This is a genomic window from Mesorhizobium sp. SEMIA396 (assembly GCF_024518615.1).
Classification (GTDB): Bacteria; Pseudomonadota; Alphaproteobacteria; order Rhizobiales; family Rhizobiaceae; genus Mesorhizobium.
Window position 1 is genome coordinate 118,029 of record NZ_JANIFC010000016.1, and the last position, 13,668, is coordinate 131,696.

At 59.9% G+C, this 13,668-nt stretch carries 12 protein-coding genes and 1 pseudogene; 5 read left to right on the forward strand and 8 right to left on the reverse strand.

Going from position 1 to position 13,668, the window contains the following annotated elements; translation table 11 throughout:
- The first annotated feature begins 236 nt into the window (after positions 1-236).
- From NP503_RS30015 to NP503_RS30030, 4 genes are all read left to right on the forward strand, one after another.
- Positions 237-419 carry a hypothetical protein gene (locus NP503_RS30015; protein WP_127322615.1) on the forward strand — a complete coding sequence of 61 codons (183 nt, stop codon included), beginning with the start codon at positions 237-239 and terminating at the stop codon, positions 417-419.
- 15 nt (positions 420-434) lie between these two features.
- The gene (locus NP503_RS30020) at positions 435-1,343 is read left to right on the forward strand and encodes a LysR family transcriptional regulator (protein ID WP_127322614.1); all 909 of its coding nucleotides are present in this window, start codon (positions 435-437) and stop codon (positions 1,341-1,343) included.
- 342 nt (positions 1,344-1,685) lie between these two features.
- Positions 1,686-2,432 carry a hypothetical protein gene (locus NP503_RS30025; protein WP_236383272.1) on the forward strand — a complete coding sequence of 249 codons (747 nt, stop codon included), beginning with the start codon at positions 1,686-1,688 and terminating at the stop codon, positions 2,430-2,432.
- 54 nt (positions 2,433-2,486) lie between these two features.
- Positions 2,487-3,407: an NAD-dependent epimerase/dehydratase family protein gene (locus tag NP503_RS30030; protein ID WP_236383274.1), complete on the forward strand. Its 921-nt coding sequence runs from the start codon at positions 2,487-2,489 to the stop codon at positions 3,405-3,407.
- Here the strand turns inward: NP503_RS30030 and NP503_RS30035 are convergent.
- The 8 genes and pseudogenes from NP503_RS30035 to NP503_RS30070 all read right to left on the reverse strand — a co-directional run bounded on the left by NP503_RS30035 (position 3,305) and on the right by NP503_RS30070 (position 11,591).
- The gene (locus tag NP503_RS30035) at positions 3,305-3,817 is read right to left on the reverse strand and encodes an OmpA family protein (RefSeq protein WP_236383276.1); all 513 of its coding nucleotides are present in this window, start codon (positions 3,815-3,817) and stop codon (positions 3,305-3,307) included. The genes NP503_RS30030 and NP503_RS30035 overlap by 103 nt on opposite strands.
- Positions 3,818-3,827: 10 nt before the next feature.
- Positions 3,828-4,487, reverse strand: coding sequence for a L,D-transpeptidase (locus NP503_RS30040; RefSeq protein WP_128308789.1), 660 nt, complete (start codon positions 4,485-4,487; stop codon positions 3,828-3,830).
- A 172-nt stretch (positions 4,488-4,659) separates the two neighbouring features.
- A complete protein-coding gene (locus NP503_RS30045; protein ID WP_236383277.1) occupies positions 4,660-5,163 on the reverse strand; it encodes a hypothetical protein in 504 nt (167 codons plus the stop codon).
- 293 nt (positions 5,164-5,456) lie between these two features.
- A pseudogene (locus NP503_RS30050) lies at positions 5,457-5,555 on the reverse strand (integrase); the annotation flags it as partial.
- Positions 5,556-5,796: 241 nt separating this feature from the next.
- The gene (locus tag NP503_RS30055; RefSeq protein ID WP_236383279.1) at positions 5,797-7,758 is read right to left on the reverse strand and encodes a CHASE2 domain-containing protein; all 1,962 of its coding nucleotides are present in this window, start codon (positions 7,756-7,758) and stop codon (positions 5,797-5,799) included.
- 87 nt (positions 7,759-7,845) lie between these two features.
- Positions 7,846-8,649: a FecR domain-containing protein gene (locus tag NP503_RS30060; protein ID WP_236383281.1), complete on the reverse strand. Its 804-nt coding sequence runs from the start codon at positions 8,647-8,649 to the stop codon at positions 7,846-7,848.
- Positions 8,650-8,660: 11 nt separating this feature from the next.
- On the reverse strand, positions 8,661-9,875 hold the full coding sequence (locus tag NP503_RS30065) for a M48 family metallopeptidase (protein WP_236383282.1): 1,215 nt from the start codon (positions 9,873-9,875) through the stop codon (positions 8,661-8,663).
- Positions 9,876-10,403: 528 nt separating this feature from the next.
- On the reverse strand, positions 10,404-11,591 hold the full coding sequence (locus NP503_RS30070) for a magnesium transporter (protein WP_127332122.1): 1,188 nt from the start codon (positions 11,589-11,591) through the stop codon (positions 10,404-10,406).
- A gap of 792 nt (positions 11,592-12,383) precedes the next feature.
- Between NP503_RS30070 and NP503_RS30075 the strand changes: the two genes are divergently transcribed.
- Positions 12,384-13,445, forward strand: a complete 1,062-nt coding sequence (locus NP503_RS30075) for an aromatic ring-hydroxylating dioxygenase subunit alpha (RefSeq protein ID WP_236383283.1) — start codon at positions 12,384-12,386, stop codon at positions 13,443-13,445.
- Positions 13,446-13,668: the final 223 nt, after the last annotated feature.

Genomic DNA, 13,668 nt, shown 5'->3' on the forward strand with positions numbered 1-13,668 from the left:
ATTACAAAGACTGTAGACTTGCGCACAATCCGAACCGCAGCTTTTATGCTCGCCTACGTCCGCTAGAGCGCTTTCATCGATGCTGTCCTTAGAGGTCACACCACATTGATGATTATAACCTGGCAGGCCAGATGACGCGGTCGCGTCGCCACATTGTTCGACGGCGATCGCCGATAAATTTGCAAGGGCGACAAGACCGAGAGAAGCTAATATTACAATTGATATGTGGCGCATGATTGCTCCATTCGATCGATGAATTAGTTGAAGAAAGTGGAACAAACATTATTCCATCTTTCATTGTCTTTAAAAAATCAATGTCGCTTGAAGATGCTTCTTCGACAGGATTAATTATCCTCGATGACGGCGCTGCTGTCTTGTGCTATGTTTTGTTCAGCCTGCTGCAAGAATTGCAGCGGTGATGCGGGGGGCTGCCGATGCGTTACCTGAACTCCGCTCACTATATCGATGTGGTGGCCAAGACCGGTTCGATCCGCGCCGCCGCGGAATTGCTCGCCATAACCTCGACGGCGCTCAATCGGCGTATATTGGCGATGGAGGCCGAACTCGGCGTTGCCATTTTCGAGCGACTGCCTCACGGCGTGCGATTGTCCAGCGCCGGCGAACTTCTAGTGCAGCACATGCGCAACCAGTTATCCGATATGGAGCACGTGAAATCGCAGATTGCAGACCTTGCTGGCGCCCGGCGCGGCCATGTGGCGATCGCCTGCAGCCAGGCGCTATTGCCCTACCATCTGCCGATGCAGATCTCACTCTACCGCAAGGAACATCCGAATGTGACCTTCGGAGTGCACCTGCGCGACCGGGAGGAGGCCGAGCGTGCCTTGGTCGATCACACGGCCGACATTGCCATCGTCTACGAGCCAACCCGGCTGGCTGCCTTCATGACACTAATACGGGTGCACCAGCCGGTGCATGCGGTTATGCGGCCCCATCATCCGCTGGCTTCTCACGAGACGGTGCGCTTGCGCGCTTGCCTCGACTATCCAATCGCGCTTCCCACATCAAGTTACGGTGTGCGCTACCTGCTCGACATCGGGGCGCAATCGTCATCGCTGCAGCTGGAGCCGGTGATTCAGTCAGACAGCTTCGAATTCCTGCGCAACCACGCTATCTCAGAGGATATCATCACCTTCCATTTCCCGATTGGCCTATCCCACCAGACGATGACCGGTGACATGATCTCCCGGCCGCTCGACTTGCGCGACGTGCCCGCTGGCATGCTCTATGTCGGCCAACTCAAGGGCCGCACCCTACCGGTGGCCGCTGCACGTTTCGCCGACCAGCTTTCCGCTTCGCTGGCGCAGCAGTATGAGGTCTCGTGATGGCGCCTATTAGGGGTCAGAACAAGAGCAGTGCCGGGCATCTTGCATCCTATCAAATGAATGCAATCGAAGGACGACCTATTCCCGGAACGCTCGGTGAACCTGGCCCGACAAGGCTTCAGCACGTAGGACCAAACGTTGCGATCGCCTGTCTGAATGTGGACCTCCGCAGGCATGCCAGGCTGTAGCCGCCTTCCACGCGGGCATGCTTTTGGTCGTCGAGCGTCGTCCTCCCACGAAATAGGAAATCTTGCGCTGTTGGTCCTTGATCAGATCGGCTGAGACTCTCTGCACGGTCCCCTTGCATTCCGGGTCGTATTTGCGTCGCACGCGGAGAAGCGCATGGAAACCGGCTGTCCGGGTTCGACGTCATCGATGCTGGCGGGCGCGACCATGCCTGTCGACCACGAACCTGTCCTGTTCAGGAACAATCAGCATGATGGTCTCGCGGGGACTGATCACGCCGCCGACGTATGGACGGCACGCTCCTGGACAAGTCCTGACTGGGGAGCGCGGATTTCGGTCCGCGCAAGCTGGTCCTGCGCCACTGTCTTCCGCTCGACGAGTTCGGCCTCCTTGCCATCGAGTTCGCGCAGTTCCTCGTTTGCCTCCGGTCTGGTGCTGCATCTTTTTGGGGTTGCTTTCGACGACCACGGTGCCCGATGCGATCACGGCCCCGGCGAGCGAGGTCGTTGCGGCCAAAGCGCCGACGCCGCCGACAAGCACAACGCAGACTGTCAGCCACAGCAGGACTTTGCCCGGATGCCTTCGCCGGATTTCTCCGGAGCGCACACCGAGCCGGAACCTGGAAGTCTGAACGGCGAGATCATTTCGGCCAAGGAAGACAGCATGTCTTCCCGCTATATGAGATTGTGCTTTTCCGGGGAGAGGACCAAGTTATCGGGAAAGGGCGTGGTCGGCTATCGAATCAGTGCTCAAACTGCGATGGAAATCCCGCAACTTCAGATGGCCGATGATCAGACCTCTCAAACGTTCTACGCAATCCCAACAAGTGCTGGTTACGGGAGGTTCCGGCTTCCTCGGTATGTACTGTATTTTGCAGCTGCTCGATCTTGGATACCGGGTTAGATGCACTGTACGCTCGCTGACACGCGAACCAGAAGTCGTCGTACACTCGAGCAGATGGGCGCATCATCAATTGGCGCTTCTCTTTCCTTCATCGAGGCAGATTTGAGTGCCGATCCCGGTTGGGATGATGCCGCCGCCGGTAGCTCCTATGTGCTACATGTCGCCTCTCCATTTGCCGTTGGACAAAAGGGTGGCAATATTGACACCATCGGCATCGCCAGATCTGGCACACTACGAGTGTTGCGAGCAGCACATGAAGCGAAGGTTAAACGGCTGGCGATCACATCGTCATTCGTTGCCTTGAGTTACGCTCGCGATATGGACACCGCTGAATTCACTGAGGCCGATTGGAGTGACTTGAGCATTCCCACTCTTACCGCCTACGTCAGATCGAAGACGTTAGCCGAAAAAGATGCCTGGGATTTTGTGAGGCAAAAAGGTGGGCCAGAGCTTACAGCAGTAAACCCGACGGTGATATTGGGGCCGGTCATGTGCCCCGACTATTCTCCGTCAATTTCACTCATCCAACGTATGCTGGACGGAAATCCGCCGTTAGCTCCGAAGCTTTCCTACGGGATCGTGGACGTCCGCGACGTCGCCGATCTACACATTCGCGCTATGACCGATCCTGCAGCAAATGGCGAGCGGTTCGTTGCAATAGCGGGTGAAACAATGAGCATATACGAGATAGCCCGGATGCTCAGGTCGCGGCTGGGTGCTCATGGAGCAAAAGCGCCGCGATTTGAGATGCCAAACTGGGCGATGCGACTTCTCGCTTTGGTCAGTCCTGCGGCAAGTGCTATCGCCGGCATGTCTGCTTTACGGGGACAAAGCTGCCTACGGCCTCCGATGACAAGCAAAACTGCTGCCACCTACGACTCGTCCCTCTCATCGCGCAAATTAGACACAACGCGGCGGTTCTGCGACCTGCAGGCGGCGTCGGGGCAGTCGCGGACGAGCCTGTCCTTGCCGTAGCCCTTGGCCCACATGCGATTGCGGTCTATGCCGCCCGCGGCGAGGTAGTCCATCACCGCATCGGCGCGCTGCTGCGACAGCGCCGTTTCACTTGCGCCGGGATCGTCGGCGAAACCCTGCAGCTTGAGCAGCCAGCGCGGATGCTTTGCTAACCAGGCGATCTGGGTGTCGAGGGTGGCCTTGGCGACAGAATCGAGCGCAACCGAACCTTGAGTGAAATAGGTGCGGCGGCCGACATTGAGGATAAAATCCTCCTCGCTGCCCGGCTGCACGTTCTGGAAGCCGGCAATCTTGGCGTTGGTGACGTCGGGTGTGGAAGGGGCCAGCGTGTTGCTGGTCGAGCAGGATGCGACAAGCACCAGCAGGCTGGCAGCGAGCAGCCGGCGCGTGTTTTCAATCATGCGGTTCATGAGGCGCCAATCATTCGACAGTTGTGGAAGCGGGCGCCTGGTCGGCTATGTGCGGCAGGACCTCCACCGCAGTGCCGATCGGGCACCGCTGGTAGAGGTCGATGATGTCTTCCGGGAACATGCGGATGCAGCCGCTGGAAGCGTCGGTGCCGATGCTCCATGGCTCCAGGGTGCCATGCAGGCGGTAGCCGATGTCGGCGCCGTCGCGGTACAGATAGAGCGCGCGCGGCCCGAGCGGATTGTTGGACGCGCCGCCTGCGACCATCGGCGGTAGATCCGGCTTGCGCTTACGCATTTCGGGGGGCGGGACCCATCGCGGCCACAGAGCGCGGCGGTCGATCGTCGCGCGGCCGTACCATTTGAAGCCGTCCTTGCCTACGCCGACGCCGTAGCGGATGGCGGTCTTGTTTTCCATGATGAGGTAGAGGAAGTGGTGGCGGGTATCGACCACAACGGTGCCGACCGGCTCGCTGCTGAAATATTTGACGATCTGGCGATGCCACCTTTTGTCGATCTTGGTGAAGTTGGTCTTGCGATAGACAAAATTGTTGTCGCTGGCGGTACCGGCGAAAAAGGATTTCTCCGTCGCGGCTCGAACAATATTGCCGGTTGCACCGACCGCGACCAGCGCCAGGCCGCCGAGCGCCACACCCCTGCGTGATAAAACCATCGGCAATCCCCCATGCCTTAAGTCTGGCGGACCTTAGTTGAGAATGATTTCGCCTCAAAGTGGAAAATGCTGCAGCGGGCCGGATGCGACCCGAAGCCGGACCTTCGATACGCTTCGGATTCACGGGCCGAAGCCAATCCTTGCGACTTCGAGCCTCGAACCTGCCACGCAGTCAGAAGCCGTATAAAGCGATGGCGATTCCGAAGACGATGACGACGAAAATGCCGATGAAGGTCGGTGCGGTTACGATGAAAGCTGCCGGGACCAGGTATAGGTTGCGCCAAGCTAGCGTTGCCGTAACGATCGCGATGATGGGGGAGACCACGAAATAGACCGGGGTACCCCAGTCGTCACCGCCAAAGTCGAGCCCTTGCTCAGCGACCGAAGGCAGCATCGAAAACCAGCCCAGCATGATGCTGCCGGCTAACGCTAGGTTAGTGCCGCGAAGATCGCCTCGAACAGCCAGCACAAAGGCCGCCATGGCCGCAATCGTCTGGAGCCCGCCTGTCATGGCCGCTGTCCATCCGGCAATCCCGGAGCCCGGGTTTGACACGCCCATGAACACATAGGCTACCAACGACAGACCCAGATACGCCTGCAGCGCCGCCGTTAGAAAGAGAAGCGGCCATACTGCCTTTTCCGCCGCTGATTTGTCTTGCTGCTCCCCGCTTGCCATATTCTGGTCTCCAAATTCTGGGGCTGCCTCGCCTATCCTGCGGCTTGGTCGGAGCCTGTCTGAAGAAGCGGCTTTCTGCGGGGAGTTGTCACTCGGAGGAGGCGTTTTGCAACCTCACTCCCACGCGAGTCTGGTTCACAGCGCCACGGCGTCTTCAGCAACTATGTCCACATATGGGATCGCAGGAGTTCGCCTCAACGACCGAAACAAGGCGCTTAGCATACGCGGCTCCACTCGGAAATGGAGCCGCATCTGTAGGTTTCCGTAGCCTCAGCAGTTCCAGGGCATCTTCTACCGCGTCGCTCCAGCCATGCGAGAAGGCTGGAGCGTGCGTCGCTCATCAACTCGAACTGAACAGGTCGGCCGGTGTTCTGTTGGACGACCGCTGCGCGCCGGCAGACGGTTGATGAGCGTGGGGCCGCAAATAGAATGGCAGCTTTCAGGAATAGATGGACTACTTTCAGCTCCGGTATTTTGCGGCCGCCCAAATTGGCCTAATCCTGCAGGCGTGCGAGACGCCCGCCGTCAAAAACAACGGCTGCGCAGGCCGGATGCCGCCTGATGGCACCTAGGCCTCCCCAGCGGTCTTAGTTCACGATGCAGGACGGCACCACTGCGATCGGCTGAATCCGGTCAGCGTGTGCTTCGGGTTCGGGGCGCAACATCAGGCGGTGTCATTTGCACGGATGGCGCCGAACCAACCACCGCGCCAGGGGCGCCAGATTGTTGGATCTCTACTTCGCGGCTCACACCTTGGTGAGCAGCTTGCATCTCCGGAACAGTGAAAACCGGCACCTCGCCCTTGAAACCCTGGAGCTCAAAGGCGCCCGCCTGGACGACCGGCATCGATGCTCCTGCCGCAAAGCCGGGTCCGAGCACCAGGGGGATGCCCAGCTTCTTGGTCGTGGACTCGAGACGTGCCACGCGGTTCACCGGGGAGCCGATTGCGGTGTAATCGAAGCGTCGTTCGGAGCCGAAATTGCCTACCGAGCAGATGCCGGTCTCGATGGCGACGCCGATTTCGATCGAGCGATGGCCATCCGCAGTGAAGGCGGCATCTTCGCGCTTCACCCGCTCGATCAGGGCAAGACCCGCGTCGAGCGCACGCTCGCGATGATCGGGTTGATCAAGCGGCGCGTTCCAGAAGGCCAGCACCGCATCGCCCATGAACTTGTCGATGGTGCCGTCGCGCTTGAGTATCTCATCGGTCGCAATACCAAGGAAATGGTTGACTACCTTGGCGATCTCATGGGTATCGAGCTGTTCGCTCATCGTCGTGAAGCCGCGTATGTCGCTGATCAGGATTGTGATCTCGCGCTTCTCGCCAGACAGGATTGCCTCGGTGTCCGAGCTTGCGAGGCGCTGCACCACGGAGGGCGACAGATATTGGGAGAACTGTCGCGCCAAGGTGGACCGGCGCTGCTCGCTGCGCCTGTAGAGGACATAGCCTTCGAAGCCCGCAACCATGATCGTTGCAAGCGCCGGCTGCAGCGGGTCATAGAGTGCACCCTGCATGCTGTACTCGAGAGCGCCGAACACAAACGGCGTGACGGCCAGCAGCGCCAGTGCGAGGGCGCCAAGCACGACACGCCCGGCGAGCACTCCGGACAGCCCGATGAAAACGACGGCACTGAGGAGAAACCAGAGCCGCTCAAGCATACGCGCGTGCGTTGGCTCGGCCAGGTAGCGCCCGGCAAGCATCTGGCCAACCGCATCGGCGTGGATGTCCGCTCCTGATCGTGCTGGACTCCTTGGCGTGGGCAGGTACTGCGTCAGTCCCACAGCCGACAGGTCGACAATGGCGATGGCGTCGCGCAGCCGCGGATCGCCATGGCGCGAAAGGATAGTGCTGGCAGACAGGCGGGGCGCATCGGTGGCGGTTTGCCAGAGGCGGATGCTCCCCTCCGGCTCGAGCGGCACAATGGCGCCGGCCATCCTGAGTGCGTCGAACCCGGCTGCATTCATCCGGGCTATGTACCCGTCCTGTCCAGCGTAAAGGCGCAGGAGCTCGAGTGCGAAGGACGGCCACAACTGCACGCCTTGAGCGGTGTTGCGAAGCCAGAGCAGCGGCACATGGCGCAGTACGCCGTCGGGATCAGGCAAGGTGCGAATCACGCCGAGGCCCGCGGCAGTGTTCGAGAATTCGGCAAGCGAGCCGGTCAAGCCGGTGAAGCCGGGAAGTGTATCGGGTACTTGCCCGACGATCGACCAGCCGGCTTTGGGTTCTGCTTCTGAAACTGTCGCCTCATTGCCTAGGCTGACGGCAAGCGCCGTTCGATTTTTGGCCAGCGCCGCTGCTAAGTGCTTGTCTCCGGCGATGCCTTCAGGCGAGTTGTCGGCCTCGGGGAGTACCAGCGCAAGCCCGACCACCGCCGCGCCGGATTCGGTGATGCCATTGACCAGATCGGCCAAGAGGCCACGATTCCAGGGCCATCGCCCATGTGCCTTGAGGCTGGCGTCATCTATCGAGACGATCACGACAGGATTGCTCGTCGTCTGGCGTGGGGCGAGAAACTGATAGAAGTCGTACGTCCGCTCACGCAGACGCGACAACGGTGCGTCAAAAGCCAAATGGCAAGCGAGCAGCAGGAGCACGACCACAAGGCCGGATATTTTGCGCCTGCCAGCTTGCCGCCAATCAGCCCAGGGACTACCGACCAAGCGGCTCATCGTGGGGCCAGTCTAATCGCAGTAGTAACAGCAACGCTCACCCTCACACTCGCCCCTCCGCCCCCCGCTGCCCGCAGGTGGCATTGGGCTGTCAGGGAATTCCAAGACCACTCCTGGCAATGCGCCGTCCGTGGACCCGCAGACTTCGAGCGAGTCGCCGAGTGCCGATGCACAAATTGCGCTTACGTCCAACCCAGGACCCGGTGCCCCTGGCAGGCCGGTGCCCGCTATCCGGTCAATACTGTCCAATATCGGGAAGGTGTCGATGCCACCGTAGCCGGTCAGCAGCTTGCCATCTGCCGACGTGCAGGCGTAGCCCGGGTTTGTGATGACCAGCCGTTTGCCACTGATCGTGCAGGTCATGCGGCCGGCGCGCAATATGCCGACAGTCTGGCCGGCTGCCACCAGCACTTCGATGATGCCGCCTCTCGCCCCGAGCACCATGTGCGGCGTCGCAACCTGCATGACGCCCCCTTTAGAAACCTGGCCGCCATAAAAACGTGCCAGGCCGCTGTTCATCCCGATATCGATCTTTCCGGAACCGGAGCCCGGATTGTAGACGAATTCATCGATTGTCAGGCTGGTGTTCGGACCAATCTTGGCGCTCGATTCATCCCGGAACACCAGCATTCCAAGACCGGTGGGGTCACTGCGCAACTGGTCGCCGAGTTCGACGCCAGCACCAACGTTCATTGTCCCACCGTTGTTGCGGACGATGTTGGTCTGATAGGCTATCATCGACCCGACTGTCTCAGCGGCGGATGGTACCGTGAAAGCAAGGCAGGCGATAAAAAGAGCGATCTGACGGTACCTCATCGAGGCCTCTTTCAATTGAGCGTCAACGTATAGCTCATGAGCATTTCGAACGATTTTCGGTCGCGGTTGGCGATGGCGAAAGTGGTTTCTCGATAGGCGAGATCAACGCTGATCTTCTGGGCTTCAGTCAGCTGAAAATCGCTTTCCGAGGCAATGCGCCAGAAGTCGCTCTTAATATTTGTGCCGATGCCGACCGAGAGATCGGGAATGTCGCTGTGGCCGGCCGAGAAGGCGATCTGGTGTGACCATGCGAAAAGATCCGGTACGTTCATCAACAGGCCGCCATAGCGGACCTCGCCTGAGTAGCTGCGGCCGATTTCTCCAGATCCGGAAGCGAAGTCGTTCGAGCCGACAAAGCGCAGTCCGAGCGCCTGGCCATTGCGGAAGCGGTAGCTGCCGCCTGCCTCATAGAAGACCCTGCTGTCGGCGAAAATGCCTTGCGAGGCGCTTAGATCGATGTAGCCGCCACCGGCGAAGAGCGTCGTTTCGACCGTCGGTCGAACGAGGAAACGTCCACCAAGGCCAATGCCGGTTTCCTGAATATCGCTGTCGAAACGGTCTGTAACGGTAAACGCGGAGAGCAGCAGGCGAAGCGAATCGATCCCACTATTGGGCAGCCCCTTGTCCCAGGTAATCGCTGCGTTGCCGTGGACAAAAGTCTTATCGCTACCCGGAACCGACAGGTCTTCCGTGAAAAAACGCTCTGTCGCCGTCAACGACCCTGAAAGCACCAGCGCGTCGGCACTTGGCGTGCCGAGGTCCCACCGGACAAAGCCTTCCGCCCGCCCGTAGGGCGAGACGAAGCTTTCCTCGTCCTGCGCCCCGCCCGGCGCAAAATTGGTGAATGCGCTGAGTACGCCGCCGGTCAGGGCGAGTTCCCAGGTGACGCCACGCAACGCACGATCGATCCGGCCGAGGAGGCGAACAGCTTCCTGCTGCTCACCCGCGGTCAGACCGCCGACTTCGATGCCGTACTGCACCTGCCGCCGGGCCAATTCATAGGAGCCGACATGATAGTACAACCGGCTGGCGGCAAGCCGGGCGCGCGCATCGCGGGGGTATTGGATCAGATACTGCTCGATTGAGGAGATCGCCTGATCGTATTGGCCCGCGTTGACCGCAACCGTGACGAATTGGGCGAGCGTTCCATTGTCGGCCGGACTGGCGATGCGGGCCGAAAACGCATCGTCATAGGCCGTAAAAAGACCTTGTGCGCCGGCCGGCAATACCCCGCTAAAAAGCAGCGCTGCGGCGAAGCCGAAAATCGTGCGAGACGAAGATTGCATGCCGAGAACCCACCCCGACCGGACTAGTGCGAAGGAATCGCATGACTACAAGAAAAAAGGCGACTGAACTGCCACCAGATCACGCGAGCCTCAGCAGCTGTTGCAGCTGCGCAACAAGCTAACAGGCTTATTCCTATTTTTGGCTGCGCTGGTCGCAAAAACGTCTGCTTGGAGTTGCTGGACGTAATTGAAGGATTCGGCACCAGTAGCAAACAACCAGATCCTGAGTGGCGGATCGCAAACCGACGAGGTTAATATTGCTTGCGCGATTCTGCGCGTGTTCTGGTCACTGAATAGGCTTCAAGGTCATCCACGGCCTATCCAAAGGTCTTCCGGCGCGTTGCGCAAGGGGTCAGAGAGCTGCCGGAGGGTGCTTCTCACGATGCGTGCGCGATGTGGCCTGGCTCTCGCAATTCGCTGAACGCGACGAGATCAGCTTGTTGCCTCAATTCCCAGGGACGTACCTCGCTACAGCACGAGTATGGTGGCCAGCCCCAGCATCAGGCCCATGCCTACAATATCGGTCAAGGTGGTGAGGAAGATCGCCGAAGCGACCGCCGGGTCGGCGCCGACCCGGCGCAGGCCCAACGGGATCAGCACGCCGGAGATTCCAGACATGAGGCACGATCCGGACATGGCAAGCAGGATCACAAGTGCTAACATGGGCGCTTGGGCCGCCGACTCCGGTTGCCTCGAGGCGTAGAACCACATCGCCGCAGCCGCAAGAAGGCCGACAAGCAAGCCGTTGGCGATCCCGAGCGCGCCCTCTCTCACCACCAAGTGCAGCTTCGGTCGTTTGTCCACATCCCCCAGCGCAAGGCCACGCAGCGTCATAGCCAGTGCTTGGCAGCCCGTGTTTCCGCTCTGCCCGGCCAAGACCGGGAGGAATGCCGCCAGCGTGACGATCTTCTCGATGGTTCCTGTGAACGAACTGACCACGAATGCGGCCATGAAGGCCGTCAGGAGGTTCAACTGCAGCCACGGATGACGCTTCAAGAAGGCTGAAAACAGCGGCGTGAAAGAGCGCTCCTCCTTCTGGACACCTACCATTTGGCCAGACTGAGCGGAAATCTCAATGACTTGCTGCTCGAACAAGCGCCAGCCGCGAACCTGCCCGAGCAGCCGGTTCTCCGCGTCCACCACCGGATAGACAGGGTAGTGACGCCGTACCGCTGCCTTGCAGGCGTTGCTCAAAGAGAGACCTACATCAAGAGCGAACGGCTTGGGCAGCATGATCTGGTCGACAATGGCGTCCGGTTCGCTCAGCATCAGATCGCGCAGGACCACCAGGCCAACCAGTTTATTGCCCTCGTCCGTGACGTAGAGATAAGTGAGTTCGGTCGGCACCTGGGCGCGTCTGACAGCTTCCACCGAGGCAGCAACCGTCGTCCCGACAGGAACGCTGGCGGAAATCGGGTCCATTACCTCGACAAGCGACTCGGGGATCGCGAAATCCTCGCCATCGTCAGGGGGCCTGATGGGCCGCATATGCGATGGCAAATGCTCGGCCACCTTGCGGGCGTGCCCCTCTGGCAACAGCTCTAGTGTGTCGCGGATGAACTCGGGAGACTCTCTGGCCAGCAATTCAGCTGCGTCGTCGGGTGCTCGGGCACGCAGTGTGCGCACCAACTTCTGAACGCCGGTCTCATCTTTCATTCGCTATAACCCCCAGTTGAAGGTCACATAATATGTTAAGTACCGGATCGCACCAGTGTGGAAATACCCAGCTTCTTCCTGCCCCAGCAGTCCGCCTTGGCTCTCGAAGTTACTGCGGCCTAAAACGAGTTGACATACGCCGCCTGACGCAAGCGTCGACCCGGCAGACGCCATCTCACCTGGGTGATCCGGACCGGTCCGGAATTCCTGCCTGAGCGATCAATGGCCGTCCTGGGAAATGCATGTGGGGCGGGTTGGAGAGTCTGATATCGTTGCGCATCGAGAGCTATGGCGCGGTCACTGTGATGTCTGCTTCTTGGAAGCGGCTGCTAATATCTCAATGACCGAGACGAAGCGCAAAGACGCCATTCGCAAAAGTCTGGTCAGACTGAATGTCTGAGATACGCTTAAGCCAACATCAGGATTCGGCGTGCCGAACGCTCGGCGGTAAGCTGCCGTTCTAGCTTGGCGTCCTCGGGCAAAGTTTCTCTCGTCAGCTCACGACTCCATCCCCCGTCGTTCGCGAGCGAACGGCACTATTCTGATACCCGCCGTCCACCAGGCGGACGACGAACTGGGCTCGAAGTCGACCTGGGACCTGTGCTGCGGTTAAGCATCCCACGTGATGATCGCGGTCGACAACTAGGTCGGCGAATTGGAAACGACCGCCACTCCAGCAAATCTGCTTTAGAGCAAAATTGCACGCCGGCTTACAGGCTGTGCGCAGCAGAGCCAATTCTCTTGCGATGCCGCTCCGCTTACGACAGGATTGCCGCAACTGGAGGTTAGCCTATGACGCCAGACCCCTTGCGGCCCGACCAGCTGCCACTCGACACTCCGCCTGTGCAATACCTGAACCTGGACCCGTCGCTTTATGTACGCGATGATATCTGGCAGCAGGAACGGTGCAGCATCTTCGCGCACACCTGGCAGTTCATGGGGCCTGTCGCCTCGGTCGCGACGTCCGGTCAATACCTTGCCATCGACATCGCCGGCACGCCGATCTTTGCCATCCGGGGCCGGGACGGGACCTTGCGCGGATTTAAGAACGTCTGCCGCCACCGGGGGGCGAAACTTCTGGCCGATGGCGCGGGTAAATGTGGGCTGATCGTTTGCCCCTATCACAAATGGTCCTTTGCCGACACCGGACGGCTGGTGCAGGCCCCAGGGTATGGCAAGGATCCCGCGATCATCGCCGAAGACTGGCCGCTGGAGACGGTGCACTTGTCGGAATGGCGCGGGCTGCTCTTCGCGGCACTCGACCCGAAGGAAAGTCTTCTGGATCAACTTGGCTCTCTGCCCGACGAACTGGCGGACGAGCCGTTGGAGACCTATGCCGCCACCGATCAGGCCACCGTCAGCTTTACGGCGAACTGGAAGATCTACACCGACAATTTCGTCGAAGGCTACCACATCCCTGGCACACATCCCTCGTTCTACGCTGCCATCGACTTCGAAGCTTTCCAGACCACCGCCCATCCCGGTTATGTCCGGATGACCGCACCGCCGAAAGACGGTCTGTTCTATCGCGGCAAATGGCTTTGGATGTGGCCGAATTGGACGCTATCGCTTTTCGATGGCGGCATGAACGTTAGCCGGATCAACCCGACCTCACCGCATCACACAGACCAGCATTACCATTTCTTCTTTGCCGATATCGCTGCAGAAGCATCCGAGAGCAGGGCGAAATCTGTGCAAGGCACTCTGGCCGTGGTACGCGAGGACTACGCCATCTGCGCCGATACGCATCGCAACTATGCCGCAGGAGCCTATAGCTCCGGCCCGCTCTCGGGGCGGCATGAGCGGGGAGTGCAGTATTTCCAGGAACGTGTCGCTGCGGCACTGGGGCTGTGAGCGCCCCTGGCGTCCTTGTCCGCCGGATAGCTCGGCGCCGGCACGAGAGCCCTCCGGCCAGTCGAATAGGGCGGGCACGGTAAGACGAGTTACGAGCGTCGTGGCAATCGGAGCTCGCTCAATGCGGAGAGCAGATCGGCGCACGCGGCTTTGACGACCAAGTTTAGCGGGCTGGAGCTGATTGGCCCGATCGGCACCGATTCCGTGAGGCGCGGCTGCTGTT